24 protein-coding genes and 1 pseudogene are annotated in these 26,851 nt (G+C 66.0%); 20 read left to right on the top strand and 5 right to left on the bottom strand.

All coding sequences use genetic code 11. The features are described from left to right. Window positions 1-7: 7 nt before the first annotated feature. Window positions 8-448 (top strand): annotated as a pseudogene (locus LMA02_RS31305) (lytic transglycosylase domain-containing protein); the annotation flags it as partial. Window positions 449-699: 251 nt separating this feature from the next. Here the strand turns inward: LMA02_RS31305 and LMA02_RS31310 are convergent. Continuing rightward, on the bottom strand, window positions 700-2,565 hold the full coding sequence (locus LMA02_RS31310; RefSeq protein ID WP_228910564.1) for a hypothetical protein: 1,866 nt from the start codon (window positions 2,563-2,565) through the stop codon (window positions 700-702). 740 nt (window positions 2,566-3,305) lie between these two features. Between LMA02_RS31310 and LMA02_RS31315 the strand changes: the two genes are divergently transcribed. From LMA02_RS31315 to LMA02_RS31325, 3 genes are all read left to right on the top strand, one after another. Next, window positions 3,306-4,154: an SDR family NAD(P)-dependent oxidoreductase gene (locus tag LMA02_RS31315; RefSeq protein WP_228910565.1), complete on the top strand. Its 849-nt coding sequence runs from the start codon at window positions 3,306-3,308 to the stop codon at window positions 4,152-4,154. Between the two features lie 22 nt (window positions 4,155-4,176). Continuing rightward, window positions 4,177-4,599: a DUF3331 domain-containing protein gene (locus LMA02_RS31320; protein ID WP_228910566.1), complete on the top strand. Its 423-nt coding sequence runs from the start codon at window positions 4,177-4,179 to the stop codon at window positions 4,597-4,599. Between the two features lie 185 nt (window positions 4,600-4,784). Continuing rightward, complete coding sequence (locus LMA02_RS31325; protein ID WP_228910567.1) at window positions 4,785-5,978, top strand: MFS transporter; 1,194 nt, start codon at window positions 4,785-4,787, stop codon at window positions 5,976-5,978. A gap of 92 nt (window positions 5,979-6,070) precedes the next feature. Here the strand turns inward: LMA02_RS31325 and LMA02_RS31330 are convergent, their stop codons facing one another. Then, complete coding sequence (locus LMA02_RS31330) at window positions 6,071-7,213, bottom strand: phthiocerol/phthiodiolone dimycocerosyl transferase family protein (protein ID WP_228910887.1); 1,143 nt, start codon at window positions 7,211-7,213, stop codon at window positions 6,071-6,073. Here LMA02_RS31330 and LMA02_RS31335 point away from each other — a divergent pair. After that, window positions 7,139-7,444: a hypothetical protein gene (locus LMA02_RS31335; protein WP_228910971.1), complete on the top strand. Its 306-nt coding sequence runs from the start codon at window positions 7,139-7,141 to the stop codon at window positions 7,442-7,444. The two genes, LMA02_RS31330 and LMA02_RS31335, sit on opposite strands and share 75 nt — an antisense overlap. Here LMA02_RS31335 and LMA02_RS31340 read toward each other — a convergent pair. Continuing rightward, window positions 7,417-7,863 (bottom strand): cupin domain-containing protein, encoded by a 447-nt coding sequence (locus LMA02_RS31340; protein WP_228910568.1) that lies wholly within the window; start codon window positions 7,861-7,863, stop codon window positions 7,417-7,419. The genes LMA02_RS31335 and LMA02_RS31340 overlap by 28 nt on opposite strands. Window positions 7,864-8,188: 325 nt before the next feature. On the opposite strand from LMA02_RS31340, the gene LMA02_RS31345 reads away from it, so the two are divergent. From LMA02_RS31345 to LMA02_RS31365, 5 genes are all read left to right on the top strand, one after another. Next, on the top strand, window positions 8,189-8,434 hold the full coding sequence (locus LMA02_RS31345; protein WP_228910569.1) for a DUF4148 domain-containing protein: 246 nt from the start codon (window positions 8,189-8,191) through the stop codon (window positions 8,432-8,434). A gap of 45 nt (window positions 8,435-8,479) precedes the next feature. After that, complete coding sequence (locus LMA02_RS31350) at window positions 8,480-8,896, top strand: organic hydroperoxide resistance protein (RefSeq protein WP_228910570.1); 417 nt, start codon at window positions 8,480-8,482, stop codon at window positions 8,894-8,896. Window positions 8,897-8,953: 57 nt separating this feature from the next. Continuing rightward, window positions 8,954-9,799, top strand: coding sequence for a CPBP family intramembrane glutamic endopeptidase (locus tag LMA02_RS31355; RefSeq protein WP_228910571.1), 846 nt, complete (start codon window positions 8,954-8,956; stop codon window positions 9,797-9,799). Window positions 9,800-10,001: 202 nt separating this feature from the next. Further along, on the top strand, window positions 10,002-10,550 hold the full coding sequence (locus LMA02_RS31360; RefSeq protein ID WP_006751176.1) for an RNA polymerase sigma factor: 549 nt from the start codon (window positions 10,002-10,004) through the stop codon (window positions 10,548-10,550). After that, window positions 10,547-11,458, top strand: a complete 912-nt coding sequence (locus LMA02_RS31365) for an anti-sigma factor (protein WP_228910572.1) — start codon at window positions 10,547-10,549, stop codon at window positions 11,456-11,458. Before LMA02_RS31360 ends, LMA02_RS31365 begins: the two co-directional genes overlap by 4 nt. Window positions 11,459-11,504: 46 nt before the next feature. On the opposite strand, the gene LMA02_RS31370 is transcribed toward LMA02_RS31365, so the two are convergent. Further along, complete coding sequence (locus tag LMA02_RS31370; protein ID WP_228910573.1) at window positions 11,505-13,724, bottom strand: hypothetical protein; 2,220 nt, start codon at window positions 13,722-13,724, stop codon at window positions 11,505-11,507. Between the two features lie 132 nt (window positions 13,725-13,856). On the opposite strand from LMA02_RS31370, the gene LMA02_RS31375 reads away from it, so the two are divergent. Then, window positions 13,857-15,887 carry a hypothetical protein gene (locus LMA02_RS31375; protein ID WP_228910574.1) on the top strand — a complete coding sequence of 677 codons (2,031 nt, stop codon included), beginning with the start codon at window positions 13,857-13,859 and terminating at the stop codon, window positions 15,885-15,887. Between the two features lie 94 nt (window positions 15,888-15,981). Here the strand turns inward: LMA02_RS31375 and LMA02_RS31380 are convergent, their stop codons facing one another. Beyond that, a complete protein-coding gene (locus tag LMA02_RS31380; protein ID WP_228910575.1) occupies window positions 15,982-17,082 on the bottom strand; it encodes a type IV pilus twitching motility protein PilT in 1,101 nt (366 codons plus the stop codon). Between the two features lie 153 nt (window positions 17,083-17,235). Between LMA02_RS31380 and LMA02_RS31385 the strand changes: the two genes are divergently transcribed. The 9 genes from LMA02_RS31385 to pilV all read left to right on the top strand — a co-directional run bounded on the left by LMA02_RS31385 (window position 17,236) and on the right by pilV (window position 26,819). Continuing rightward, window positions 17,236-17,718: a toxin co-regulated pilus biosynthesis Q family protein gene (locus tag LMA02_RS31385; RefSeq protein ID WP_228910576.1), complete on the top strand. Its 483-nt coding sequence runs from the start codon at window positions 17,236-17,238 to the stop codon at window positions 17,716-17,718. Beyond that, window positions 17,718-19,421 (top strand): PilN family type IVB pilus formation outer membrane protein, encoded by a 1,704-nt coding sequence (locus LMA02_RS31390; RefSeq protein ID WP_228910577.1) that lies wholly within the window; start codon window positions 17,718-17,720, stop codon window positions 19,419-19,421. Before LMA02_RS31385 ends, LMA02_RS31390 begins: the two co-directional genes overlap by 1 nt. A gap of 27 nt (window positions 19,422-19,448) precedes the next feature. After that, complete coding sequence (gene pilO2, locus LMA02_RS31395) at window positions 19,449-20,747, top strand: type 4b pilus protein PilO2 (protein WP_228910578.1); 1,299 nt, start codon at window positions 19,449-19,451, stop codon at window positions 20,745-20,747. 10 nt (window positions 20,748-20,757) lie between these two features. Next, on the top strand, window positions 20,758-21,327 hold the full coding sequence (gene pilP, locus LMA02_RS31400; protein ID WP_228910579.1) for a type IV pilus biogenesis protein PilP: 570 nt from the start codon (window positions 20,758-20,760) through the stop codon (window positions 21,325-21,327). A gap of 4 nt (window positions 21,328-21,331) precedes the next feature. After that, on the top strand, window positions 21,332-22,930 hold the full coding sequence (locus tag LMA02_RS31405; RefSeq protein ID WP_228910580.1) for a GspE/PulE family protein: 1,599 nt from the start codon (window positions 21,332-21,334) through the stop codon (window positions 22,928-22,930). Further along, window positions 22,920-23,996, top strand: coding sequence for a type II secretion system F family protein (locus LMA02_RS31410; RefSeq protein ID WP_228910581.1), 1,077 nt, complete (start codon window positions 22,920-22,922; stop codon window positions 23,994-23,996). Before LMA02_RS31405 ends, LMA02_RS31410 begins: the two co-directional genes overlap by 11 nt. Window positions 23,997-24,025: 29 nt before the next feature. Continuing rightward, a complete protein-coding gene (locus tag LMA02_RS31415) occupies window positions 24,026-24,589 on the top strand; it encodes a type 4 pilus major pilin (RefSeq protein ID WP_166724432.1) in 564 nt (187 codons plus the stop codon). A 125-nt stretch (window positions 24,590-24,714) separates the two neighbouring features. Next, on the top strand, window positions 24,715-25,191 hold the full coding sequence (pilM, locus tag LMA02_RS31420) for a type IV pilus biogenesis protein PilM (RefSeq protein WP_228910582.1): 477 nt from the start codon (window positions 24,715-24,717) through the stop codon (window positions 25,189-25,191). A 2-nt stretch (window positions 25,192-25,193) separates the two neighbouring features. Beyond that, a complete protein-coding gene (pilV, locus tag LMA02_RS31425; protein ID WP_228910583.1) occupies window positions 25,194-26,819 on the top strand; it encodes a shufflon system plasmid conjugative transfer pilus tip adhesin PilV in 1,626 nt (541 codons plus the stop codon). Window positions 26,820-26,851 lie beyond the last annotated feature (32 nt).

Here is a 26,851-nt window from a genome sequence, read left to right on the forward strand (position 1 = left end):
CTCGTCCATGAAAGTATCGAGCATCGGGCTGCGTTGCCTTGTATTGATTTGCAGTGCAGGTGCGGTGCAGTTCGCGCGCGCCGACTGCTTCGATCATGCCGCTGCGTATCAGCATGTCAATCCGCTCATCCTGCGCGCCATTGCCTGGCAGGAGTCGCACAACCGTGCCGATGCGATGCACGTCAACGCAAACGGGTCGGTCGACTATGGAATGATGCAGATCAATTCGATTCATCTTTCGCCGCTTTCGCGCTTCGGCGTCGGGCGAGAGGCACTCATGTCTCCGTGCAAGAGCGTGTACGTCGCGGCCTGGCTGTTGCGCCGTCAGGTCGACAAATATGGCAATACCTGGGCCGCCGTCGGCGCGTATCACTCGGCGACGCCGTCCCTGCGCGACGATTATGCGCGCCGGATAAGTGGCATTTTGCGGCGCTGGAAGATGCTTCCCGACGATCGGTCGGGCATCCGCACCGCGCAGCGGCCGGAGGCCCGTCCGATCGACGCTTCCACCACGGAACCGGAGCAGTCGACGGTCGTTGCCCGTCGCGTCAACGATCGGCATCGACCGGCCGTCGATGCCCGTTCGGAACTCGAACTGCTGGCGATGCAGGCCGATCTCGAGTTGGGGCAGTCGCGCAGATAGCGGCGGGGACGCGCCACGCCGCTGCATGTTGCTGTCGTGCGCGACCTGCCGATGCACTAGCCGTTGCCGGGCGAAAGCGCCGGGCCGCTGCGCGCCCCGGTACCGGCATACTCGATCGCAGTCGGTACGATTGCCCCGAGCGCGGCGATGCCGAGCCCCAGATAGTGATTCCAGTTCGCTTTCTCGCCAAGCGCCAACGCGGTGAAGGCGAGACTGAAGATGGCCCGAAAGGCCTCCTGCACGTTGCGGATCGTATAGGCGGACGGGGTGCCTTGCACGGGCGCCTGAGGCAACTTGCCCGCTTCTTTATTGGCCATTTCGGAAAACGTGGTGGAAAGCTGAAGCAAGGGGAATTCGCCCAGCAGAAACCTCACCGATCGCAGCCAGTTTTTGGTCCACGCCCGGTAGGGATTTTGATCGTTCTCCATGCCGATCTTCAGGAAACGTGCGAGGCGCCCGTCGCCCGGTTTGGCGCCGCCGAGAAATTGCCCGAGATTGGCGAACGCTTGCAATACCGAAGACGTCACGCCGAAGATCGCGGCGCGGTGGTTGATGTCCGAGAGCCACGCATTTTGAACGGAAGGGCCGATGGCGCCGAGCACGGACCCGACCGTGCTCAGGATCGCCATCGCAGCAAAGAACGCCGTTCTTCTCGGCGTGGCGCTGTCACGCAATTCCGCTATCGTGCGCTCCGCGTCCTGCGCATGCGCGAGTGCCGCGTCGATTCGGGTGAGGCGTTCGTCATCGTCGGGGAGATCGTTGCGGAACTGACGAACGGAGCTCTGTATCGCCGCGAGATTGCCACTGAACCGCTCGACGTGCGTTCCATAATCGGCTGTGGGCGACGCGGGAAGCATGTCGCCTGGAAGCACTTCATGTTCGCGAGGAAAGATGACCTCGTGCAATCGGGCGATGGAAGTACAGGCATTGTCCAGATCGGCCCTCATCTCGACGAAATCCTGGGCAGGGACGGTGTCGAGCCAGGTATTCAGAGACGATTCTGGAATCCGTATTCCCGCCTGCTCCGCCGATGCAGGATTCGCTCGCGAAGTGTGGGTGGGGAGGAATGACGATCGATCGTCGCCGTGCCGTGCCGATTTCTTCGACAGCGTGTCGAAAACGGGCCGAAGCATGCGAATGATCAAGCCGTTCAACGCACCGGTTTGAAACGCAGCGCCTGCGGCGCTCAGTGCAAATCCGGCAACCTGATAGCCAGGAGGGGGCGCCTGCCCGGTCGCCTTGTTGATGCCGAACAGGATCGCGAGCGCGAACGCCTGGTCGAGCGCCTGCGCAAATCCCTGCAACTGGTTTATCTGACCGCCGGCATCCTTGAATCGTCGTTGCCCGTCGGTCGCAAGTGGATATTCCGTTAGTGCAGCGAAGAGCAGCGCAAGTGCCGATCGGGATGTCACCAGCTTCGTCATTTCCCCGACGTTGTCGAAGCGCACATGGGTCGCCGGAATGAGTCCGGGCAGCGCGTACCATGCCGCGTTCTTGGCCGCGATCGCCCCGACTATTTCCGCGAGTGCAATGCCGCGCTGGGTTCTGCTGACCTTCGACGACGCACCGGAGTCGATCTCCGGCGATGCGGCGGCCAACTGTGATTCGAGGTCGCCAACCAGACGTTCGAGCAATGCCTTCACCGGCCCCGCAGCCGCGATGAAATTCTGCGCGTCATCGATCTTTCGACGGTTCTCCTCCGTCAGGCAATCGCGTTCCAGGCCGCGCAGTTCATTGGTGACCCTGCTGTGAAAATTGGCGGCTTTGGACAGCGAGGCGGTGAGCCGGTGCGTCACCTTTTCCAGTCCCTCGAGCATCGCCCGCGCGTCGCGCACGCCGATTGCCGCAGGCGGATGAGCCTCGACGGCCCGCAGCTCGACGGCATTCGGTTCAAGCGCGATCGCTTCGTGGGAGATGTGCATCGAGGACGCCGTCGATGCCGTGCTATTCGATGACGGTGCCCGACTTCTCCGGCGATTCTCCGGCGGTCTGGCTGCCGGGGAGTGGTCGCTCCGGCTTATCGCTTGAAGTGCGATCAGGCCAGGGGAGGCGGTCGTTCGAGATCGCGCCGTTTCCGTCGAGTTCGCCGGTGCACCCGCGTCGATCGGGTCGGCCGGGTCCGCCGAAGAGTCTGGCACGCCGGTATTACATAGGCTCGTGGTTCGCATGAGTATCTGCTTTCGTTGTCGATAACGCGCGGAAGCTCAATGATCGGCGGTACATCGTTCGATTGCTCGCGCAGCACGATGTGCGCATCGAAATTGCGAAAGCATTCGCGAGGTGAATGGCGAGCGGTCTAGCGTCGAAGGCATTGTCTGACCTTGGCCGATGATCGTGCGGATTTTGCGCGGCGTTTTTTTAGAGCGGATGGGGAATAGCCGAACGCCTCGGGTGTTATAGATAGCGGAAACCGTCGCTCCCGCGCGTGAAATCCTGTACTTATCCGGATGATCGATTCATTTTTGAAGGCCTCTCATCGACTGTGGAACGTCGCCAGATACATTCCGATACGCGACAGACATACGCGAGATACATGGCGGGCTCCCAATGACGCATGACGTCGAGTTCGGCGAGTCCGCGATCCCGCGGACGCACGGCAAACCCCCGTTTTCACGACGTGTGCGGAACCGGACGTCGATCGCAATTGACCGGGAGTACGACAATGCATGACAGCAAGGTTTGGTTCATCACGGGCTGCTCCGGCGGCCTGGGTCTTCAGCTTGCCGAGGCGGTGCTTTCCGCTGGCCACAAACTGGCGGCAACGGCGAGGGACGTGACGCGTCTGGCCAGCCTGACGGACGCCTATGGCGATCGGATTCTAGCGATCCCGCTGGACATCACCGATCCGGACGCGGCGCGCGGCGCCGTCAGCCTGGCGGTCGAGCAATTCGGTCGTCTCGACGTGCTGGTGAACAACGCGGGCTACGCCGATCTGGCGTCGATCGAAGACATCACCGACAGCGCGCTGCACGAGCAGATCGAGGTCAACTTCTTCGGCGTGTGCAATGTCACGCGTGCGGCACTGCCGTTCATGCGTCGGCAACGGGCCGGCCACATCATTCAGATCTCGTCGGTGGGCGGAAGAGTCGGCGGCCCCGGGCTCGCCGCCTATCAGGCAGCCAAATGGGCGGTGGGCGGGTTCTCGGAAGTGCTGGCGAAGGAGGTCCGCGATTTCGGCATCCAGGTCACGATCGTCGAGCCGGGATCGATGCGGACCCGTTGGGCCGGTTCGTCGATGACCATTCCGCCGATCAGCGACGCGTACAAGCCGATCATCGAGCCGGTAGCGGCACGCTTGCGCAGCATCGACGGCATGCAACCCGGCGATCCCGCGCGGATTGCCCGGGCGCTGCTCGGCATTGCCGGATCGCCGACCGCGCCTTTGCGATTGCTGATGGGCGGCGACGCGGTCGCGGTAGCCGGCGCGGCGGCAAGGTTCCGTGCGGAAGAGGACGCGCAATGGCGCGAATTGAGCGAATCGGTTTCGTTTCCGCCGGCGCAGCCCGAATGAAGCCGGCTGCCGGAGACCGCCGATGACCACGCCGTCCGAAGACAATATCGTCGCGCGGGTGCTGCTGAACGTGCTCGATCCGTCCGCCGAGCAGCTCCACGCGTGCACGAAGAAGTGGCGCGTCGGGTACCGGCCGCGCCGTGCAAGCACGGGTTCGCGCACGGCGAGGCGGCCCGTCAACGTCGTGATCGTCAGGCGGATTTCGGCCAGCGCGATCAGTGTCTCGTGGAGCGACGCGTGCCTGGGCAAGTCTACCGAGCAGATTTGGAGCAGAGGTTTCGCCGACGGCGCGGCGGTCTGTGCGCTGACCGGGCGTTGCATCGGCCGCGGCGATCCGGTGTTTCGCCCTCACGCCGGCGAGGCGCGCGTTCCGGTCAGTCGAGAACTCACGATCCTCGCCGCAACCGTCGCGCAGCGTCCCGATCTGCCGCTCGCCGATACCTGAGCGCGTCGCGCGCGCGTGCGGGGACGTGGGCGGTCGTCTGCGCCTATACGAACGTATGCGGCGCATCATCGGAACAGTTCATTTCCTCGATTGCGGATTGTGCGGATCATGTTGCGACGGCCCCGAGCGGCGACCTTTTCGCGCCGCCGCCCGAATCGACCGGAAACTTTGAAACAAGGGGAAGCATGATGGCCGATCCACGCACGATGTCGCCACGCGTCGCCTCGTTCGTGCTGCTCGGCGCGCTGCTGACGGCATGCGGCTACGGCGCGACATTTCTGCTGTCGATGCATTTCCGTGTAGCGGGCGGAAGCGACATCGACACGGGAGCCGCACTGGCCGAAGCGATGATCGGTGCGCTGATCGGCCTGCCGCTGGTCGCGTGGTGCGCGCACCGGATCGGCGCCGCGCGGGCGACCGCGCTGGCGGCGCTGGTCGTCGGCGCAGGCGTCGTCGGCTTCGCGCTGATCGGGCGCACCGGCTCGCTGAGCGTCGTGCCCGGCTTGCTGGTCGGCGTCGGTTGGGGCGGGTTCTGCCTCGCGGCGCCGATGATGATCGCGGAGCGAACGGCGGATATCGAACGTGAGCGCTGGTTCCTGCGGTTCGGGTCGTTTCAGATGGCAGGCGTCGGCGGTGGTCCGGCCGTTGCGGCACTTGCGATTCGCAATTGGCACTGGACGACGGGCGCGGTGTTCTGCACGGTCGGCGCGCTGTGCGCGACGGCTGCGGTGATGCTGGAATGTTTCGGCCGCCTCTCGCCTGCGTCGCACGCGGTTGCGCCGCCGAGGCGGGATCGGTGGGTACGCGAGATGGGCGCGATCGCCCGCACGCCTGCGATCTATCCGATCGCGATCATCGCGCTCGGCTCGAGCGTCTTCTCGGGGCTGATGACGTTCCAGATGTCGATGGCGCAGGGCCCGGGCGTGAAGGCCGGAACGTTTTTCGGTCTGTATTCGGCCACGGTAGTCGTCATCCGCGGGCTGCTCGGTGCGGTCGTGATTCAGATCCGCGTCAGCGCGACGACGCAGATCCTGCTCGGCTTCATGATCCTGAGCGTCGCCGTGACATTCGCCGTGCCGCACAACGCGCTGCTTCATTCGGCCAGCGCCGTGCTGCTCGGCACCGGGTATGGCCTCATCTATCCAATCGTGCAGGCGCAGGCCGTCAACAGTGCCGATGCGCGGCACCGGCACGCCGTGCTGACGTGGTTCGTGGCGTCGTATTTCGTCGGCGCATTCGGATTCCCCGCGCTCGGCAGCATGGTGCTGGTCAGCATGGGCAAGACGATGCTGTTGATACTGATCGCGGCATGCGGGCTGGCGGCGCTGCTTCTGTCGATCGTCGAGCACCGCAAGCGGGTATTGCCGGTGGCGTGCTGAACGCACGCGCCGGGGTTCCGGAATCCGTCTGCCGCTGCGACGCGCGACGATGGTCGGCGTCGAGCGCACACGAGGCGAGCAGCCTCCGACGGTCAGCTCACGGCTTCCTGGAGAATCGCGCGGACCTCTTCGAGCAGTCCGCGAATCGCGCCATGGCTCGTATGCGTGAGACGCAGCACGCCATCGATCGTGCACGCGCCGATGATCTGGTCGTCGGCGAAGCCCGACGTCACGATGGGGCCCCACAGCGCCTTGAGCGACACGCCCTCGTACTCGGAAGCAATCGGCTGATTGCCCAGATTCGACACCATGACGTCGAAGGCCAGCACGGCCGATAGAAACCCGGCCGCATGCTCGACGCTCGGCCGCGTGGACATCACGGCCTCCAGTGCCTTCAGTTCCGCCGCCACGCTCGCGCGCGCTTGCGACGGTGCAAGATCCTGTTTGATCTTGCGAGCGGCGGTCCATATATCCGTACCGCGCGGGTGATCGTCGACCGTGATGGTCTGCGTGATGTAGACGCCGGCGGCGGCACGCGCGTCGTCGGAAAGACCGCGCAGGTCGATCGGCGTGACGGTTCTCAATGCGCGTTCGGTCCACGCGCTGGACAGACGCCGGCCGGCTTCGTGAACGGCTGCGGCAATCGCGCCGTGCACGGTGGTTTGCTCGGCACGTGCGCGGACCACGAGCCGGCGGGTGTCGTCGGCGGAAAGCGCAATGGCGTCGACATGCGGCGCTTGCGCGGCGTCCGGACGAAATGGTTTGGGTGCGGGCGCCGGCGCGGGGGGCGGCAAGACGGCGGCGTGGCTCAGATCGGTATCAAGCATGGTCTCCAGCGACGGCACCAGCGGCAACGGCGCCAGTCGCTCGCCCGACAGGGTGCACAACAGATCGTCGATCAGCGATGCACTGCCCATGCCGTCGACCACGGAATGATGCGCAATCAGAATCAGCGTCGAGCTGCGTTCGCCTTGCAGCAAGGTCGCGCGCAGCAGCGGCGCCGCGGATCCGACGAAGCGCGTGGCGATTTCGTGGGCCGCTTCCGCCTGCCACGCAGTCGGGTCTTGCTCGAGCACGCGCAACGGCACCGCGGCGTCAGTCACGCGATAGAAGCCTGAATGCTGTTGCGCGTCGATGGCGATGCAGGTCGATAGCAGCGGATGCCTGTGCTGCAGCGCCTGAAACGCCGCATGCCATGCGTCCGGCGAAAAGCGCCGATCGATCTCCGCAACCATCGCGAAATGCGTCGGCCGATTCTGGTCGAGCAGCCAGAACAGATGTTCCGTGCTCCCGAGCGCCCGCACGAGCCGCTGATTGTCGTCGATTTCCTGCGATTGATTCCGCACCGCCTGACTCCCGAAGTGATGGTCTGCCTCAACAGAACAATCGAGGAGGGTGCGCTATTCCGCCGTGGCCGAATTGCTCGACATGTGCCGGACTATTTTTTCCTGTCGTCGGGGTTGTAGGTCACATAGAGCTTCGTATATCCGGGCGTGTCGAAATGTCCCGTCCATCCCTTCGGAAGCGTGACGGCTTCGCCGGTCTTCACGAGCATCACCGAACCGTCCGACGACGTGAGCTTCACGCTGCCCGCAAGAAAGTACAGGAACTCGTTGTACGGCAGCCCGTGCGGCCCCTTGATTTCCTCATGCGACGGCCCGGATCGATACACGCCGGTCTGGTACGCGTTGTCGGTCGACGTGAACGTCGCGACGTCCGCGCTCGTTTCGCCGCCTTCGTCTTTTTTCACGGCGTCGGCGCGATTGAATATCGCACCGGCAAGGTCGGACCTCGACGCCTTGATCGGCTTGATCGTTTCGGCGTGCGCGTCGACGGAGGTCATCACGCTGAACAACAGCAGCGCTCCGAGGGCGTATCTGGACATCGGCTATCTCTCCTTTGGTTTTTTCGTGGCAGCGACGTTAAGCGTGAACGCGCTGTCGTGGCGCCATTGTGTCGGAAAAACCCGCCTTCGTTTGGCGATCGACCGAAAACGAGACGGCAGTTTTGTTTCTCAATGTGTATGAAACCGGTCTGGATACATGGCCTTGCAAAAGCCATTTGTCGAGACACACGTCAGATACGTGGTCTGGATTTAATGCATCTCATCGATCGAATCCGATCAGGGCGCTCGAGACGGCATCGCGAGATCAGCGACCGGCGAGGGACCCGACAGATTCGCGACAGCCGAATTTATCCAGGAGAACGACATGAAAGTAAAGACGATCGCTTTGGTTTTCGCGGCGTGCGCCGCCGTTGCCGCCACCACTTCCGCTTTTGCGAGCAGCGCCGTCGACACGAGCATCAACGACCATGCCGTCGGGCAAGCGAGCCAATGGGCGCCGAGCGGCAAGGTGCCGAAGGGCAAGACGCGCGCCCAGGTTCGCGCGGAACTGGTGCAGGCGGAGAAGGACGGCCAGCTCGCGGCGCTCGAGCAGCTCTACCGCGGCAGTTGATCGCGGGCCTCGCTATTCATCCCCCCATTCAACACGACACCGACCATGAACCACGAAACGAAAATTCTGTACACCGGCGAAGTTCGCACCACCGGTGGGCGCGATGGCGCCGCGCACAGCGCGGATGGCCGCCTGGATGTGAAGCTCTCCGCGCCCGGCTCGGCCGCGCCCGGCACGAATCCCGAGCAGCTGCTGGCCGCGGGCTGGTCGGCATGCTTCATCGGCGCGATGGGCCTGGCCGCGCAAAAGCTGAAGGTTTCGCTGCCGCGCGACACGCATGTCGATGCGCAGATCGATCTGGCCACGAACGACGGCGCGTACTTCCTGCAGGCACGGCTGAACGTCAGCGTGCCGGGCGTCGACGCCGACGTCGCGCAGGCGCTGGTCGACGCGGCCCACCAGACGTGTCCGTATTCGAAGGCAACGCGCGGCAACATCGACGTGGTCGTCACGGTGATCTGATACGCGTGCGGCGCTCGACGCGATCGACGCGCCGTTGGCAACTCTCCGGAAGGTGCAATGACCGCATTGACGTGGTGTGCGATTTTTCTTGCCGCGCTGACGGCGATCTCGAGGATGCCGCGCGGGCTCACGCTGAGCCTGCTCGCCATCGGCTATGCGATCGCGTTCGCGTCGCGGCAGTTGCAGCCGATCGCGCTCGTGCCGATCGCGCTGCTGGTCAGCACCGGCGTGCTGTTGCAGCGGAATCTGCCGGTCGCCGGCAAGGTCGTGTGCAACGTCGTCTTCTGCGTCATTGCGGTCGGTCTGTTTCAGCATTGGCTGCCGGGTTTCGACAATCTCAGGGTGATTCATGCGGCACGCCTGACGCCGGATGCGGCGCCCTACACGATGTATCTGAACTTCGACAAGCCGCTGATCGCGTTCTGGCTGGTGCTGGCCTACCCGTGGGTTCTGCCGGAGAAGCCGCTGTCGATACGGGCGATCGCGGCGGTCGTCGCGTGCGCGGCGACCTCGGTGGTCTGCTTCTCGATTGCGTGGTGGGCCGGGGCGATTGCGTGGGCGCCGAAGTGGCCGAATTTCGCGTGGCTGTGGGTGCTCGACAACCTGCTGCTGGTCGCGTTCGCGGAAGAAGCGTTTTTCCGCGGCTATATCCAGGCGGGCGCGACACGGTTGATGCGTGCGCAACCGAATGCCGGCTGGCTGGCGCTGGTGGCAGGCGCCGTGTTGTTCGGCCTTGCTCATTATCAGGGCGGCGCGCTGCTGGCTCTGCTGGCCGGCCTGTCCGGCATCGGTTACGGGCTTGCCTGTCGCGTCGGCGGTCTGCAATCGGCCGTGCTCGCGCACTTCGGCGTCAACCTGGTGCAGTTCGGGTTGCTGACCTATCCATTCATCGCCCGGGCCTGAGCGAACGCACGCTCTGGTACGAGGACCTGTGATCCGGCAGTTCGGGTAATACGCGACGGCGGATGGAATATCTGCGCCGTCCAGCTGTTTACGTGGACTGCAGGGGTGTTGCCCGCTTAATTTCGCCTAAACCCATGGATACACGTCAGATACTGCAGTTCGTCGACGTCGGCTTGGTTGCACCGCGGGAGGATCGACGTAGATGACCGCAGCCGAACTGTCCGCCATGCTCCCCGCGATGCTGCCGCGTCTCTGGACCTTCGCGCTGCGAATCTCCGGTGACCGCCACGACGCCGAGGATCTCGTGCAGGGCGCGTGCGTTCGTGCGCTCGAACGAGCGCATCAGCTACGACCGGGAACCGCGCCGCTCAGCTGGATGTTCTCGATCGTGCAATCCACCTGGCTCAACGAACTCCGCGCACGCAGCGTGCGTCGGCGCTCGGGCATGGACTGGGACGACGACCTGCTCGAAACCATCGCCGATCCCACCGCGCCGACCCTCGAACAGCAGGCGCTGGATGCGCAGATCGTCAGGGCGGTGCAGCAGCTGCCCGAAGCGCAGCGCGTGGTCATGTTGCTGGTCGCCGTGGAGGGGCTCAGCTATGGCGAAGCGGCCGAGGCGCTCGGCGTACCCATCGGGACGATCATGAGCCGGCTTTCGCGTGCCCGCCAGACGATCGGCGCCCTGTTCAGCGATGGAAAGGAACGACCCATGAAAGGCGCAGCGAAGAGTGAGGATCAGGGGGCATGAAAATGGACGACATCCTGCTCATGGCATACGTGGATGGCGAACTCACGTCGCACGAGCGAGAGGAAGTCGACAGGGCGATCGACACGTCGGCCGATATCGCCAGGCGGGTTGCCCTGTTCGAAGCATCGGTGTTGCCCTATCAGTATGCGTTCCAGCGCCAGGAATGGCCGCCGCTGCCGCAGAGCCTGGTCAGCAAGGTCGCTGAAATCGCGCGGGCGTACACCGGGCCTTCGGCGCCGTCCGCGGTCGGCGGCGCGCGTCGCGCGGATGCGCCGGCGTCGCGGCCCGACGCGCGCGCGCCGTCGTCCGCGCCGGTTCGCTCGCGCGTTCGCACGATGGTGCCGTGGCTCGCGGTTGCCTTCGTCGCGGGCGCGTTCTGCTGCGGCGTCGTCCTGCACTTCGCGCCGCAGGATGCGCTGACGACCGCGCGGACGCAGATGTCCCCGTGGATCATGGCGGCCGTGAACTATCAGCGGCTCTATACGCGCGACACCGTTGCTTTCGATTCGTCGAATCTCGCTGCCGCGGCGCATATGGTTGAAAACATTCGCCGCGACGACGGGCTGCGGATCCGCATTCCGGACCTGCGCTCGGTCGGGCTGACATTCAAGCGCATACAGCGGCTGAATTTCAATCACAAGCCGCTGGTGCAGATCGTCTATCTCCCCGAAAAAGGCTTGCCCGTGGCGCTGTGCGTGATGAAGGACGAACGGCCCGACACGGCGCTCGCCCGACAACAGGTCGGCAGCATGGAGGTCGTGACGTGGCGCCGTGCCAGGATGACCTATGCGCTGATCGCCGCGCCCGGCGACACCGACCTCGGCGCGATCGGCAAGCGGATCGCCGACAACGGCATGGAAGAAATGCTCGGTCAGCTGCAGCGGGCCGGCCCGGCGATCGCGAGCTGAGGGTTCGCGGCGACACCGTGCGGGCGCCGCGACCGGTGCGGATACGTCACGGTTCGCGGGGGCCGTCAGCGGTCGGCGTGATCAGCCGGTTGATGCTGACGCCCATTTGCTGCGCCTGTGGCTGAAGTTCCGCGATGACCTGGCTGGCATCCGCGATCGCACGCCGGCTCGCGACGGAATTGCTGATCCATTCGATCGGCGCCCCCACGCCGCGTAGCGTCTGCTCGCCGAAACGCATTGCGCCCTCGTCCGGATTGGCCTCGCGTCGGCGATTCTTGATATTGGTCACCATCCCCTGGGTCGACGCCGCGATGAACCCGATCAGCGCGCTCGCAAGCGCAAGAACCAACTGAAGGTGGAGCGGGATATGGTCGCTGCCCTTCAGCGCCGCGGAGACGACGCGCCCGCCCGCCAGCGCGCCCGCGCTTCCCAGCACGCCGAGGGTGAAGGTCTGGCCGAGGCGCTGCGACACTTGCGACGTGAACTCGAGGGGTTTCGTGAGCTTGGCGACCGCTTCTTCCCAAGCGAACGCATGCGAGCCATTCAGCGCGTCGTCCAGGAGTGCGCGCGTGTCCTCGTGCAGGTTGTCCGTCACGATCAGGCGACGAAGATTGCCGACGTCCCGCTCGTAGGCGGCGATGGTGGCGTCGAGCTCGTGGGTGCGCGTGCTTCGCCCCTCCTCGAGTTCCTCGGGCGTGACCGGGCGCGTCTGCTGCATCTGCGGTTCGTTTCGACGTTCGTTCTTCAGCTTCGACAGTCTGGCGTCGAGGCGGTCGGCCACGCGCTGCACGATGTTCGCTTCCGCCGACACGACCATGTTCCGGCATTTCTCGATGCTGAGATCGGCCGCCGTGATGGTTCCGCGTCGATGGAGACTATCCGCCTTCCCCTCCTCGAAGAGATCGGCGTGCAGCATGTTGAGCTTGTGCTCGAGCTTCAGCCCGTTGACTTCGTCCTTCGCGGCAGCGAAGTGCTGGGCAATCAGCGCCGTCGCGGCGATGAACACCGACACGCCCGTCACGCCGTACCGTGAAGCCTTGTAAGGAAAGACCTTGCCGACCCAGGAGTCCGCCACGTCGGCAGCGGGCTTGCGGATGAACGGCGCGACGATGCCGCTGCCGGAGCGAACGGTGCGGGGAGCGATCTGCCAGTAGGTGGATTCGCGCTGACGTTCGTGCGCGCCGTCGAGCGCCTGCATTTGATCCGTCAGCGTACAGAGTGCGACGAGATGCGCGAGGTGCTCCTTGCACGTGTTCGAGAGCGCATCCTTTTCGGCATTCGACAGGCTGCACGCGTCGATTTTCGCCGGATCGATCGTCCCGTCCGCCGCGACCAGACCATGACGGGCGAAGAGGTCGGCCACGGTGGCTTCGCTCTCTCGCACGGCCCTTATGCCGGCATCGATCTTCTGCTTGATCTTCGCCTGGGTCGTGCTCGAGTTGACGGTGGTCTTGTCCAGCTTGATTTCGCCGTGGTTCAGCCGCCGGCGATAGTCGATCGATCCAATGACGAGCGATTGGACCGGAGCGGTAACGAGCGGCTGAAACGCGGCCAGCAAAAGACTGGCGATCACGGAATGCCACGGGTTGCGCGCCTGAGCGAACGCCAGCGGCGTCGCGATATAGCTGACGATGTTGAAGATCGTGCTGCTGGAAGGGATCTGCAATCCGGCCCGGAATGCGGCGCTTTCCATTCCACGAACCTGATCGGGCGTGACGGACAACGCGGTGTACCACTCCTGAAGCGTTTCATCGGAGATATGGCGGACGAGTTCCTTGTGACTGGATGGCGAGTTCGGGTCGCTTCGGTGAAGCGGGTTGAATCGAACCGTCTGCAGGACGCGCGCGAGCGCTTCCCGATCGACGTCGCGATTCTTCTGCCGGTCGAGCGCCAACTGCAACCGCGGCAGATCGACCGGCGTCGTCGCGCGAGCGGTCGCGGGGCTGTCGATCTCGTCGATGTCGTCGGCGTGCGTGCCGGGCATCGACACGCTTTCGCCCGACGCGCGGGTATGCACTGCATCGACATTGCCGGATGCGTGGGGCGCGTCGGAAGCCGGCGAAGCGGGCACGCTCGTTCGCCGGCTCGATTTCGCAGAGGGTGGCGGCGACGACGCGCGTCGCGACAACCCCGCGAGAGGCGTGGCGACACGCGAGCCGGTCGGCGAACTTTTGGCGGGCCCGGCGCCGTTATCGGTGTGCGTGTCTGTGGGCGAGGCGAGACGATCGAGCTCGATCGACGAATGGGCGGGCGATATGGCGGTCATGGTCGGGTTGGATCACTTCGATATGCGTAGCGAATGTGCGAACGATTCGAATCGATCGTATTGATCGAATGTGACGCCCGGAAAAAACGCGACGGAAGTTGCGTTCGACGATCCGAACTGTGATGGCCGCGATTGCACAGGTATCGACCAGACCGCGGGCGATCACGACGTCGACGCGCTTCGCCTGATGCCCGCGGGTTTCGCAATCCGGCGTATCTAATTCATCGCGATGCGCAACGATTCGGCTGGCGTTTCGCAGGACCTGCCACCGGCAAGCGGTCGGGGCATCGACCGATCGCCGTCTCGCCCCGCGATCCATTAGCCGCGCGAGCTGCCGTCGTGCGCCGGCTCGATGGAGCGGCTTCCATTTCCTCGCCTCGACCATTCGCCACGATGAACCCGATCCTTCCGACCCTCCCTCACGTTGACGCCGCGGATGCAGCAGACCACGCGGCACCTGCCGGATCGAAGAGCGTGCGGCCGCGAGCCCGTTCGCTTGCGACCGGTGCGGCAGCGTTCCGTGATCTTGCGTCGGCCAGGCGCTCGAAAAGCGAGCCGCCGCCCACGGTTCGACGGGCCATCGAGCCGGACCGGCAAGATCGTCCGGCCGCAGATGTCGTGCCGCGCGATGGTCGGGACGACGGCGCGTCGCTCAGGGACGCCAGCGCACCTATTCGACACAGCGCGATGGCGAATATCTGGCGGAAACTGGATTTTGCTTCGCTGTTGAAGCTGCCCGGCACGCACGACGACCAAGGCTTTCTCGACCGCGTACGCAATGCGGAAACGGGCGACGGAAGCATCCCGAAACTGCTGGGCAAGCTTGGCGCCATCGAGCAGATGATCGAAGGCGCCGGATTCCCGGCCGAATTGAGCCGCACGCTGAAGGCGCAAGTGAGGCTGACGAGACGATCGCTGCAGGAAATCGAAACCGACAAGCACCCGGCCAAACGCGCGGCGATGGCGCTCCTGCCGAGTCTGATCCTGGGCGCCGCGGCGCTGGCGGTCCCGTTGAAGTCGAATCCGCGCCAGCAACTGTTCGCGTCGGAGCTCGTCGCGCTCACGTTCAAGACGGTGCTCGAAGGGATCGGCATGGCGCTCACGCGGACGACTGGCGCCGGTCTCGTGAAAGAGCGCGTGATGGCGCGCAACTACGCGAACACGCTTCAGGCGCTGGAATTCGTGCTGCCGACCTTCGTCAAGCCGTCGGCGCATCTGAACCGGAAGACCTGGGTCGACCTGCTCGCGACGGTCGTGAGCACCACGGGGCTGTTCGCGGGATTCATGGGAACGGACATCAAGAATCAATTCGACAAGCGCTTCAGGAACGGCGTCGATCCCGCGTTGGCGAAGCTGGGCGCGGCGCTCCGCGGCGAACGACGCACCACGCTGGCCACCGTGGACGGCGAGGCGAAAGCGCTCCATCGCGCGGCGCTCGGCATGCGGGACGCGTCCATCGCGGGAGACACAAGCCAGGTGAGTCCGCACCTCGGCAAGCAGATACAGCTCGTGCTGCGCGCTTGCGGCAGGCTCGCGGAGATGACGTCGCATACGTTGGGCGAAGGCCGCGCAGCCGCCGGGAGCGGGGGCGAGCCGCCCGATGCGCGCGCGAATCCCGACCGGAATGCCAAGATCGCGCTCGCGCTGTTCACGGCCGCCGTCACGGCCAGCACCGCGCTGCTCACGTTCCCCGACACGATCGGGGTTGTCGATCTCGCGTCGGATGCGGTGTTTACCTCGATCCTGATGACGGTGCTGGCGAACAATCCCGACGTGAGCCGCCACGATGCACTCGAGGAATTCAAGACGTTCGCCGGACTGAGCGTGGTGCTGCTCGTCGTGCTGGCCGGGAACAAACTGGGACACGACTTCATCGATCGAGGCGATCGCGGTCTGGCCGTGGGTGCGTCGGTGCTCGCGTTGCTGAACGCGACCGTGCCGGGAATCGTCGGCGAGAAGGCGGCGAACGCCGTGGAGCGAGCGCTCGCCGGCGCATCATCGATGCGTGTCGCGGATCTCACCGAACCGCTGCGCGCGCTCGGCGATCTGCTGCATCGGTCCGTATTTGTCAACGGCCGCCGCACGCCGGCGGCGAGCGTCGTGGGTGCCAGCCCGGACGAAGCGGGCACCGACGCGCTCGAGCGTCACCGCGGGCGCGTCTAGCATCGCGGCCCGCGACGGCTGTCGGGCATCGCGCCAGAATGTAACAGATTGTCAAACAATAAAAATTCGGCGCGCGCGAAAGGCGAGAATCGCGTCACCGATTCATGGACGACTGAAGTTGTTCGTGCAGCTCCATACGCTGATAGGCGGCGCGTAGCGCGTCGCGAACCGAGATCGCATCTTTCGCGACGAGTTGCGCGAGATGATCGTTGAGCGAGCGCGACATGTTGTCTTCCTTGCGTCGGAGGAAGTCGGCGAGAAACGCCATCTTCGCCGGATCGACGAGCAATGCGCTGATCTGCTGGTTGTGATTGAACAGCAGCTCGCTCGCCAGCACGAACTGGCTGCCGTCTTCGCTCGGTATCAGGCATTGGCAGATCACGCCGATCAGCGAGCCGGCGAGCGATGCGGCATAACGCTCGCGTTGCTCCGGCGGGAAGAAGGACAGCAGGCGCGTCAGCGTATTGAGCGCGCTGCTGGTATGCATGGTGGCGAAGACGAGGTGCCCCGATTCACCGGCTTGCAGAACGGCTTCGGCCGTCTCGCTGTCGCGGATCTCGCCGACCATGATCACGTCGGGCCGCTGCCGCATCACTTCGCGCATGCCGGACGAGAAGCTCGGTGTGTCGGTCGGAACTTCGCGCTGCGAAATGATTGCCTGATTGCCTTCGAGTCCGTATTCGATCGGCTGTTCGATCGTGACGATATGGCAGTTGCGCGTGCGGTTCAGATGGTCGAGCAGCGACGCAATGGTCGTGGTCTTGCCCGAACCGGTGGGGCCCGTGATCAACACGATTCCCCGGGTGCTGTCGAGCATGGTGCGGATATAGGCCGGCAGGCCGAGCTTGTCGAGCGGCAGCGGTTCGAGCGGCAGGCGGCGGATCGAAATGACGGTCTTGCGTCCGGACGACGTGCGAAACACGTGGCAACGAAGCCGGCAGCGGGTCAGTACGAACGGCCGGTCGAGCGCGCCCTGTGCCAAGCGTGTGTCCCATTGTTCGTCGATCGACGCGAGCAGCGGCGCCATCTCGTCGATCAGCACCGGGCCGCCGGGCGCCTCTTCCCAGCCGCGCGGCGTCTTGATCATGATCGGACGATCCTGTTCGATGTGGAGGTCGGTGAATACCTGGTTCTCGTCCACGAGACGAAGAATTTCGCGAATCAGGTCGCGCAGCTCGTTGGGAAGCGATGTCATGGCAAGAGTCGGATCGGCAGGGTAACGAGGGTGTCATCGTGTCAGCCCGCCGGCCGGATGTCCAGTGTCATGCCGATGCGGGCGCAGGGCAGGCAAGCGGCGACGCATGCGAATGCGCATCGCCATCGTGATGAGGTCAGGAACGCAATGCGCATGGTCGTGGCTCGTATGGTGTTGCTGTCGGCGCTCGGCGCCGCGTGGTCGCTCTGCGCATGCGCGGCGCACGCCGCGCTGCCTGATGCAGGTGATGCACGTGACGCGCAAGGGACGCCCGCGCCCATGTCGGCCGTGACGGTTCCGGACGCACAGGCCGGCGCATCGCCGACGCTCGCGAGTGAGCCGGATGCGCCGCGCGCCGCGCAGCCGGAGCGGGACACGCGGCGGACGTGGCGGATCGAGCTGTCGGACCGCACGATGCGTTCCGCGCTCGCGCGATGGGCTCGCGCGGCCGGCTGGCAACTCGTCTGGGAAGCGCCCGGGGATTTCGGCATCGACGCGGAGGCGAGCGTGACGGGCACGTTCGACGATGCGTTGCGCTCGGTCGTCGGCGCGCTCGCGCACTCGAACGCGCCGATCCAGGCGATTCTCTATCGCGGCAACAAGGTTCTTCGGATCGTTTCAAAAGGAGCGGGTTGATGCGGGGTTCGGTGCTGGCATACGCGTTCGCAGCAGTCCTTCTGACCGGTTGTACGGGGCTATCGCAACATCTTGCGAGCGTGATCGATCGCGATCACGCCCGGACCCAACGCGTGCTCGCCGATACACGCGATGGCCATGCGCAGGTCGCGGAGTCGTCGGACGGCGTGATCGTCAGCGACGGGATCTGGCTGTCCGGCACGCCGATGCAACTGGAGCGCGAAGGCACCTTGCCGGCCGTGTTCTCGCAACCGGCGACCTTCGATCGGGAGGTCGGCTCGTTGCGCGAATTCGCGGAGCACGTGTCGCGTCTTTCGCATATCGCGACGCGAGTCGCACCCGACGCGGCGGCCGGCCCGCAGCTCGCGCCCGCAACCGCGCCGTCGGTGCCGGTGCCGGTGCTCGGGGCATCGCCGCCGCCGTTGCCGACCGTGCCGGGCCTGTCGGGAGATACCGGCGCGCACCCGTGGGGCGCATCGCAGCGCACGCGCATCGTGTATCGCGACGGCGATCTGCGCGGCTTGCTCGACACGGCGACGACGCGCTTCGGCGTGTCGTGGAAATACGCGGATGGCGCGATCGAATTTTTCGTGACCGATACGAGGACGTTCCAGGTCAGCGCGATTCCGGGCGATGCCACCGTGAATGCCAACGTGGTGAGCGGTGCAAGCAGCGACGGGTCGAGTGCGCAGGCAGGCGGCTACGGGCAGGCGGGAACGGCCGGGGCCGGCGCGGGTGCGGGTGGCGGCACGGGCAACGGGACGGCGACCGTCACGTCGAACAACACGGCGAACACCGTCGTGAACTCGCAGCTGTCCGTGTTCAACAGCCTGCGTGCGTCGATCCAGGCGATGCTGTCGCATTACGGTCACGTCGTGTCGTCGCCGGCGACGGGCTCGATCACCGTGACGGACACGCCGGACGTGCTGGATCGCGTCGCCGCGTTCATGCGCGCCCAGAATGCGTCGCTGTCGAAGCAGGTGCTGATCAACGTGACGGTGCTGTCCGTCGCGCAGTCCGCGCAGGACAGCTACGGAATCAACTGGACGGCGGTGTACCAAGCGCTCGGGACGGCCTTCACGATCACCAGCGTGTTTCCCACCACGGCCACCAATCCGGTGTCGCTCGCCGCGCAGGTGATCACGCCGAACAGCCGCGCGGCGGGCACGCAGGCGATCATCTCGGCGCTGTCGAGCCAGGGCAGGGTGCGGCGCAAGACGTCCGCGTCGATCACGACGCTGAACAACCAGCCCGTGCCATTGCAGGTCGCGACGCAGCAGGGTTATCTCGCATCGGTGTCGACGACCAACACCGCGAACGTCGGCTCGTCCACGGCGCTGGTGCCCGGCACCGTCACGACGGGCTTCAACATGACGCTGTTGCCGCACATCCTTGAAAACAGCACGGTGCTGCTCCAGTTCTACACGAACATTTCGTCGCTGATCCAGCTGCGGACGGTGCCGGCGGGCAACGGCCAGTCGATTCAGGTGCCGGAGGTGGACACGCGCAACTTCCTGCAACGCGTGTCGATGAAGTCGGGCGAGACACTGATCCTGAGCGGCTACGAGGGCGTCAACGACGATCTGGCGCAACGGGGCGTCGGTGCGCCGCAGAACTATCTGCTGGGCGGCGGCTTCGACGGTTCGCGGCAGCGCGAAGCCATCGTGATCCTGATCACGCCCGTCGCGATGAACGGCTCCTGAGCGGCGTCGCGCACACGGGAACCGGCAATGGCTACGCAAATCGTTCAGATCGGCCGGCAGCGCTTCGTATGCGGTCTGTTCTGGCAGTCGCTTTCGCGCCGCAGCGAACTGCGCAAGGAAGGCCACGAGCTCGCGAAGAAGCTCGACTTCGCGTTGATGGTGTTGCGCATCGACCGCGGCGTGGCGGCCGCCGGCTTTGCCAATCCGCACGAAGGGGTGCAGGCCGGCGTCGCGTCGCTCGGCGTGATCGTGTCGAGAACGATCGCGCTGCAGGGCGCGTTCTATGACGGGCGCCAGCAAAGCGCACCCAACTGGCTCGGCGCATTTCGCTTGCCGGATGACCGCTGGGCGTACTTCGCCGTGCGTGACGGTTCGTTTCTTCCGAACGGCGACTGGGTCGGCAGCCGCGACGAGGTGTTCGAGCGCCTGACGTCCGATTACTCGCTCGGCGGATGGAACGTCGTGATCGGCGACGATGAAATCGATGCGATGGGGTTTCACAACGTCTACCCGCGCCGCATCGAGGACCTGCTCGGCAAACGTCGCGGCGAGCGCGTTCATGTGCCCGGCTGGGCCCGCCTGCGGCCCGTCGCGCATCGCGTGTCGCCGCGCACGGTGGGTGTCGCGGCGGCCGTGCTGGCGTGCGCCGGCGCCGCCGCATACGGCTGGCTCGCGCATCGGCAACACATGCTCGAAGCCGAGCGCGCGCGTGCGTTTGCCGCCGAGCGTGCCAGGCTCGAGCGGGCCGGCGCGCAGGCGACCGACGCGGCTGCGCAGGCGCGTCCGTGGGCCGGCATGCCGGCGCCTTCGCAATTCGCGCGCACCTGCCTCGATCACTTCACCGAACTGGCGCCGGGCGGCTGGGACCTCGAGCGATTCGTTTGCCAGGCGGGCAGCGTCACCTATCTGTGGTCGCGCAACGGCTCGACGGTTGCGCTGCTGCTGGCCGGAGAACCGCAGGCCCGCATCGACGGCACGGGCGAACACGCGTCGCTCGTGCGGAACGTGCCGGTAGCGGCCGCGGCCGGCGACGATCCGCTGCTGACCCGCACGGATATCGATGCGCGGCTGATCGCCCGGTTTCAGCAATTCGACCTGCCGCTGTCGCTCGCGCCCCTTCCCGACGAACCGCCGGGCGCGCTTTCGACATTCTCCCGGCCCGACCGGCCGCGGCGTGCGTGGCATGCGTCGCGGCTGCAGGCGAACCTCGGCGTGATGCCGCCCGTCGTGCTCGCCGGCTATCTCGACGAACCGGGCGTGCGGCTCGACAAACTGACTTATCAGGCGGGCGCTTGGTCCGCGCAAGGAACCGTCTATGCCAGGTGACTTCAGGATCGTGCTCGGCGCCGCGGCGTTCGCCGGATGTCTCGTGCATGCCGCCGGCTGCCGCGCGGCCGCGGATGCGCCGCCATCGGCACCGCCGGTGCGCGAGGCGCCCGCATCCGATCGACGCACCGCCGACGAACTGATCCGTCTGCAGGAGCAAACCATGTTGCTGAAAGCCGAACTCAGGAAGCTCGACGTGCAGGCCCAGGTGGCCGAGCGTGCCGCGGCGTTGTCGCGCATCGGCAGCAACGGCCGTTTCCGGCCGGGGGACGATGGCGGCGCCGACGTGCCGCGCGTGATCGCGATCGAAGGGCTCGGACGGAATCTGTCGGCCACGCTGCAAGGCGCGGATGGCCAGCAGTTCGATGCCCGCGCCGGCGACATCCTGCCCGACGGGCTGCGGATCGTGTCCGTCAATGCCGGCGAGGTGATCGGCCGCAGGCGGGACCGGGTCGTGCATTTGCGGCCCGGCACGGCAGCGGGCATGTCGGCCGGCCCGTTGCCGCCGGCGAATGGTGGCCCGGGTGGCCCGGGCGTGCCGGGCCTGCCGCCCGGCAATCCGGCACTGGCGAGGGAGTGACGCGATGCAACCCACGAACATCGGAACCGCGGCCGGCCCGGGCGACGTGCCGGCCGGGCGCCACGTCCGCGCCGCCTGCCCGTTGTCCGACGTCGGGCCGTGGGCGGCGAGCGCCGAGGAGCGCAAGCTGCTGTGCCTGCTGGACGACGGCCGCCTGCTCGTCGCGGAGGGCCACGAGATGAGTCCGTTCGTGCTGTCGTACCGCGCGCGTCTCGACCGCCTGAACTTCGCGTATCGCGCTCACGCGGTCAGTCTCGACGAGGTGCGCCGGGCATACGAAGGCATGCGCCGAGACGGCACGGCTGAACGGCTGGACCATACCGCCATGCAGGTCGTCGCGAAGGACCTCATCGCGCAGGCCTGCCGGGAACGTGCGTCCGACATTCATATACGCGTGAAGCAGTTCAGCACCGAGATCCTGTTCCGGATCCACAACGAGCTGGTGCGGGTCAGCGAGCAGCCCCGCGAGCACGGCACGCGCCTGCTCGCCACGTTGTATTCGGCGATGGCGAGCGTGTCGGACAACACGTACAAGCCGAGCGAGCGACAGGACGCCAGCATCGGCGAGCGCGACAAGCTTCCGGAGCAGCTGTTCGGCGTGCGCATCGCCACCGCGCCGACCAGCACCGGCAGCATCATGGTGCTGCGCCTGCTGTACAACGATGCCGGCGAATCGGCTGACCTCGAGCGGCTCGGCTTCACCGCGCTGCAAGCCGGACAGATCCTGGCACTGAGCCGATTGCCGCACGGCCTGACGATCTTCAGCGGACCGACCGGATCCGGCAAATCGACGACGCTGCAGCGCGTGCTGGCCGGCCTGATCAGCGAGAACAACGGCAGCACGCACGTGATCACGGTGGAGGACCCGGTCGAGTATCCGATCAACGGCGCGGTCCAGACGCCGGTCGTCAATGCGCCGACCGAGGAGTCGCGCTCGCTCGCGTTCGCCGCCGCGATCGCCAACGCGATGCGGCTCGACCCGGACACGATCATGATCGGTGAGGTGCGCGATCGCGCGTCGGCGCAAGGCGTGCTGCGCGCGTCGATGACCGGCCACCAGGTATGGACCACGGTGCATGCGAGCGGGGTGCTCGCGATCGTCGATCGCCTCGTCGATCTCGGCCTGCCGCTGCGCATGGTGACCGACGAAACGCTGGTCACGGGGCTGGTGAGCCAGCGTCTCGTGAAGGTCACGTGTCCGCATTGCCGCGTGCGGTTTCGCGATAGCGCGGCCGCGCGCGATGCGGCGCTTGCCGCGCGCGTGCTGCGTGCGGTCGGGAGTGCGTATGACCAGGTCTGCGTGCAGGGCGGCGGTTGCGTGCAGTGCGCCGGGCGCGGCACCGTCGGCCGTACCGTGGTCGCCGAAGTGGTGTGCACGGACGCGCGCTTCTTCGCGCTCCTGCGCGAAGGCGACAAGTCCGGCGCAACCGATTACTGGCTCAGGGAGTTGGGCGGTCAAACGCTCGTCGACCACGCGCTGACCAAGGTCGCGGCCGGCCTGGTCGATCCGCGGGTGGCCGAGCGCGTGGTCGGTCCGCTCGTGCCGCGCGTCGAACCGGCACGGCTGCACGCGGCGACCGGCGGAGGGAACCATGCGCGTTGACTTGAATCGCCGTTGGGCGCGCTTGCAGGCAGGCCCCGACGCGCGCCTCAGGGTGTACCGGAAGATCGAGAAGATGCTGTCGAACGGGCTGCCGCTGCTGAAGGTCCTGGAGGAGCTCGAACTGCGCGCGGCGCATGAAGGGCGCAAGCCGAACGAGCCGGCCGCGATCATGCTCGGCGAATGGCGCAAGGCGGTGCAGAACGGCGGCACGCTCGCGGAAGGGATGGAAGGCTGGGTGCCGCAGGCGGAGCAACTGGTTGTGATGGCCGGCGAGCAGTCCGGCCGCGTGGAAGCCGCGCTGCGTTCGCTGGTCGCGATCGTGGTGTCGCAGCGCCGCATCCGCGCGGCGATCGTGGGCGGCATCGCCTATCCCGTCGCGCTGTTCGGCATCACGCTCGTTTATCTGTATCTGTTCGGCGCGCACGTGATTCCGCAATTCGCCGCGATCGTGCCGCCGCAGCGCTGGCACGGCCCGGCCCATCTGCTGTACCTGTTGTCGAGCTTCACCACGCAGTGGCTGGGCTATGGCGTCGCCGGCCTGCTGGCCGGCATCGCGCTGCTGATCCATTCGATGCCGCGCTGGTCGGGCCGGTTGCGCACCGCGCTCGATCGCTATCCGCCTTACTCCGTCTATCGGTTGATGGTCGGCATCAGTTTTCTCACGGCGTTCGCGTCGTTGCAGGCGGCCGGCCTCACGGTCGAGAAATCGTTGATGCGGCTCTCGTCGCTCGCGAAGCCGTGGCTGCGCGACCGGATCGACGACACGTTGTTCGGCGTCAAGTCAGGCCTGAATGTCGGCGAGGCGATGAAGCATACCGGCTATCGCTTTCCGTCCGCGGAGATCGTCGACGACCTCTGCGTCTATGCGGAGTACAAGGGCTTCGCCGAAGCGCTGAAGACGATGGCGGACGAATGGATGGAAGCCGGCGTGGAGCGGATCGCCGCGCAGATGCGCGTGCTGAACGGCGCGGCCATCGTCTTGCTGGCGCTGCTGCTGAGCGTACTGATCACCGGCTTTTTCGGCATTCAGCAGGAGATTGCTGCGATGACGAGATCGCTGCATTGAAGCTTGTTTCAACACGAGGCGAGGACGATATGAACCCATTCACGAACTCGAACACGACGGCCGCACCGAACGCGCGGGCCGGGCGCTCCCGCGCATCGCAGCGCGGCGCGTCGCTGCTGGAGGCGATTTCGTATCTCGGGGTCGCGGCGATCGTGGTGATCGGTGCGATCGCGCTGCTGAACGGCGCATTCAACAGCGCGAGCACCAATGCGGTGAATGAGCAGGTGAGCGCGATCCAGAGCGGCGTCAAGAAGCTCTACATGGGGCAACCCGGCGGATACGGAAATCTCGGCAACTCGGTGCTGGCGAGCGCGGGCGTGTTTCCGTCGACGCTCACGCCGTCCGGCGACCAGAACACCGTGACGAACACCTGGAACGGCGCCGTGGCCGTCGCCGGCGCCGGCAGCACCTTCACGATCACCTACGACAACGTGCCGCGCAGCGTGTGCGTGAATGCCGTCACCGCAGGCGGTAACTGGGTATCGATCGCCATCAACGGCAAGACGGAAACCGCGATGCCCGTGTCGCCGGATCTCGCGGCCACGGATTGCAGCTCGGATACGGCGAACACGATCGTATGGACGTCGACCTGACCGATGGCCTGCCCATGCTCGCGCGGCGCCGCTCGTGGCCGGCGGTCCTGGGTGGACCGCCCGGGCGCGGCTCGCCGTGGCTTCGCGCCGCTGAAGCTTGCGCGCGCAGGCGGAGGGGCGCGAACGTGATCGCGATCTGGGTCGCGCTTGTCTTCGGCGTGCTGGGCGGCATGTACGCGCTGATCGACGCCGATTACCAACCGGCGACGATGTCGGTATCCGGCTTCGCGCTGGCGCAGAGCATGAGCACGTACCGCGACGCGGTGGTGCGCTACGCGCTCGATCATCCGGAATTCGAAGGCAGCGTGACAGACGCGGCATTGCGACCGCTGCTGGCGCCGCAAACCCTCGATCCGTTGTGGCACAACTACGTGGCGCCGAACGCGGACGCGCCGGGCAGCCTCGTCGTGATCTACGCGACGTCGGCGAGCGCGACCGCCGCGGTCAGCGCGATCGAGCGATTGTCGCGCGGTTCCGCGCTGGCCGGCGTCGCGCTCGATGGCAGGGTGGTGTCGCGCGGCAACCCGGCCGTGCCGCTGCCTGTCGCGCTGTCCCGGGCCGTGCCCAATGGCATGCCGGTGTGGATGGCACAGGCGTGGTGATCTTGACCCGACACGACATGAAGCGCGCGGCGAATCGACAACGCGGGTTCACGATCATCGAATTGCTGGCGACGCTCGCGATCGTGTCGGCGGTGACCGCCGGCATCGTCGCGATGATCGGAACGTCGCTCGAGGATGCACGCGGCCAGCAGACGGCCCACTACCAGTCGCAGCTTGCGCAGGCCGCCGCGCAGCTCATCGAGCAGAATGCGGTCGCGCTGGCGGCTGCCGCGACGCCCGACAAGCCCGTGGTGATCAAGCTGCGCGGCGCACCCTATCAGCTGGCGAGCTTTCTGCCCGACGGGGTGGGAGAGCAGAACGCATACGGACAGACGCCGTGCCTGCTGGTCTATGCATCGGCCGGCGGACAGCTGCAAGGCTTGCTCGTCACCGAAGGCGGTACGCCGGTTCCCGATGCGCAACTGGGCTACATCGCCGCGAACGCGGGGGCCGGCGGCGGCTCCATTCCGGCTGCCAACAACGGCACGGGGGCGGCGATCGGCGCGTATGGGTCCTGGCGCATCGCCGTGCCGAATCCCGCCAACGCGGCGTGTTCGTCGACGAAGACGGGCACCGGTCACCTGGCCAGCGAAATCTTTCCCGATACCGGAAACGGGCAGACCGCGGACTTCCTCTATCGCGTCGGCGTGCCCGGCAATCCGGCGGCGAATGCGATGCAGGTGCCGATCGTGCTCGCGCAACAGATCGACTACGCGCCGTGCACGGCGGCGGCGGGGGCGATTGCCGCCGACGCGGGCAGCAACGTGGTGACCTGCCGTAACGGTCAATGGGTGCCCGTCGGCTCACGGCACTGGCGCGATCCCGTGGCGTCCGCGAGCGACCTCGGCGATACGTCGAAGGTGCCCGATCCGCGCATCGGCGACGTCGCGATGACGACCAACACCGGGCGCGCCTACACGTTCAACGGCACCGCGTGGCAGGCGCTGGCGGTCGACGAGCAAGGCAATCTCGCTCTCGGCAACCAGCAGGCGCAGGGCAATGCGTGCACGCCGGACACGGCGAACACGACACCCGTCACCACCGACGCCCAGGGCCGCGTGCTGTCCTGTCAGAACGGCATCTGGCAGACGCAGTCCGAAATCCTGCCGGGCACGACCATGACGGAATGCCAGATCATGATGGCGTCGCCCGGCGCGACCGACTACGCGAACTGCGCGGGCCCGCCGTCGGCCAACTATTACGCGCCGCCGTTCTCGTTCAATGGCACGAACGGCACGTTCACCTATTCGCGGCTCATTCCCGTTCGATTGACGAAACCCGGCATCGTTTCGGTTTCCTCATGGGCCCATCTGAACGACAGCCTGTGCGGCCCCGCGCGAGGCGCCCGCGCGCAGGTGTCGCAGGACGTCGACGTGCTCGATGCGTCGAATCGCTCCGTCGCGCATACCGAAGCGCAGGGGCCGACGCTGGTGGACGATTCGGGCGGCATCAGCACGACCCTGAATCACGCGTTGCCGGCCGGCGATTACCAGATTGCGATCCTGACCAACTGGGCAACCTACAACGCGCTGACGACCCCATGGACGAGTTCCTACTGCGGCGAACAGAATCAGACGATTCCGAACACGCCGGTCGTGGGTGGATGGAACGTGAACACGTATTACTGAGCGTGCGATGCGTGTCGATGCCAACCGCGTAC

This window comes from Burkholderia sp. B21-005 (genome assembly GCF_020843965.1).
Classification (GTDB): domain Bacteria; phylum Pseudomonadota; class Gammaproteobacteria; order Burkholderiales; family Burkholderiaceae; genus Burkholderia; species Burkholderia ambifaria.

Coding starts and splice junctions, on each gene's coding strand:
- LMA02_RS31360 (WP_006751176.1), top strand. CDS start 10,002: ATGACCGCAGCCGAACTGTCCGCCATGCTCCCCGCGATGCTGCCGCGT.
- LMA02_RS31370 (WP_228910573.1), bottom strand. CDS start 13,724: ATGACCGCCATATCGCCCGCCCATTCGTCGATCGAGCTCGATCGTCTC.
- pilO2 (WP_228910578.1), top strand. CDS start 19,449: ATGGCTACGCAAATCGTTCAGATCGGCCGGCAGCGCTTCGTATGCGGT.
- LMA02_RS31390 (WP_228910577.1), top strand. CDS start 17,718: ATGCGGGGTTCGGTGCTGGCATACGCGTTCGCAGCAGTCCTTCTGACC.
- LMA02_RS31405 (WP_228910580.1), top strand. CDS start 21,332: ATGCAACCCACGAACATCGGAACCGCGGCCGGCCCGGGCGACGTGCCG.
- LMA02_RS31365 (WP_228910572.1), top strand. CDS start 10,547: ATGAAAATGGACGACATCCTGCTCATGGCATACGTGGATGGCGAACTC.
- LMA02_RS31315 (WP_228910565.1), top strand. CDS start 3,306: ATGCATGACAGCAAGGTTTGGTTCATCACGGGCTGCTCCGGCGGCCTG.
- LMA02_RS31380 (WP_228910575.1), bottom strand. CDS start 17,082: ATGACATCGCTTCCCAACGAGCTGCGCGACCTGATTCGCGAAATTCTT.
- LMA02_RS31355 (WP_228910571.1), top strand. CDS start 8,954: ATGACCGCATTGACGTGGTGTGCGATTTTTCTTGCCGCGCTGACGGCG.
- LMA02_RS31320 (WP_228910566.1), top strand. CDS start 4,177: ATGACCACGCCGTCCGAAGACAATATCGTCGCGCGGGTGCTGCTGAAC.
- LMA02_RS31385 (WP_228910576.1), top strand. CDS start 17,236: ATGGTCGTGGCTCGTATGGTGTTGCTGTCGGCGCTCGGCGCCGCGTGG.
- LMA02_RS31410 (WP_228910581.1), top strand. CDS start 22,920: ATGCGCGTTGACTTGAATCGCCGTTGGGCGCGCTTGCAGGCAGGCCCC.
- LMA02_RS31345 (WP_228910569.1), top strand. CDS start 8,189: ATGAAAGTAAAGACGATCGCTTTGGTTTTCGCGGCGTGCGCCGCCGTT.
- LMA02_RS31325 (WP_228910567.1), top strand. CDS start 4,785: ATGATGGCCGATCCACGCACGATGTCGCCACGCGTCGCCTCGTTCGTG.
- LMA02_RS31330 (WP_228910887.1), bottom strand. CDS start 7,213: ATGGTTGCGGAGATCGATCGGCGCTTTTCGCCGGACGCATGGCATGCG.
- LMA02_RS31340 (WP_228910568.1), bottom strand. CDS start 7,863: ATGTCCAGATACGCCCTCGGAGCGCTGCTGTTGTTCAGCGTGATGACC.
- LMA02_RS31310 (WP_228910564.1), bottom strand. CDS start 2,565: ATGCACATCTCCCACGAAGCGATCGCGCTTGAACCGAATGCCGTCGAG.
- LMA02_RS31335 (WP_228910971.1), top strand. CDS start 7,139: ATGCCTGTGCTGCAGCGCCTGAAACGCCGCATGCCATGCGTCCGGCGA.
- LMA02_RS31415 (WP_166724432.1), top strand. CDS start 24,026: ATGAACCCATTCACGAACTCGAACACGACGGCCGCACCGAACGCGCGG.
- LMA02_RS31350 (WP_228910570.1), top strand. CDS start 8,480: ATGAACCACGAAACGAAAATTCTGTACACCGGCGAAGTTCGCACCACC.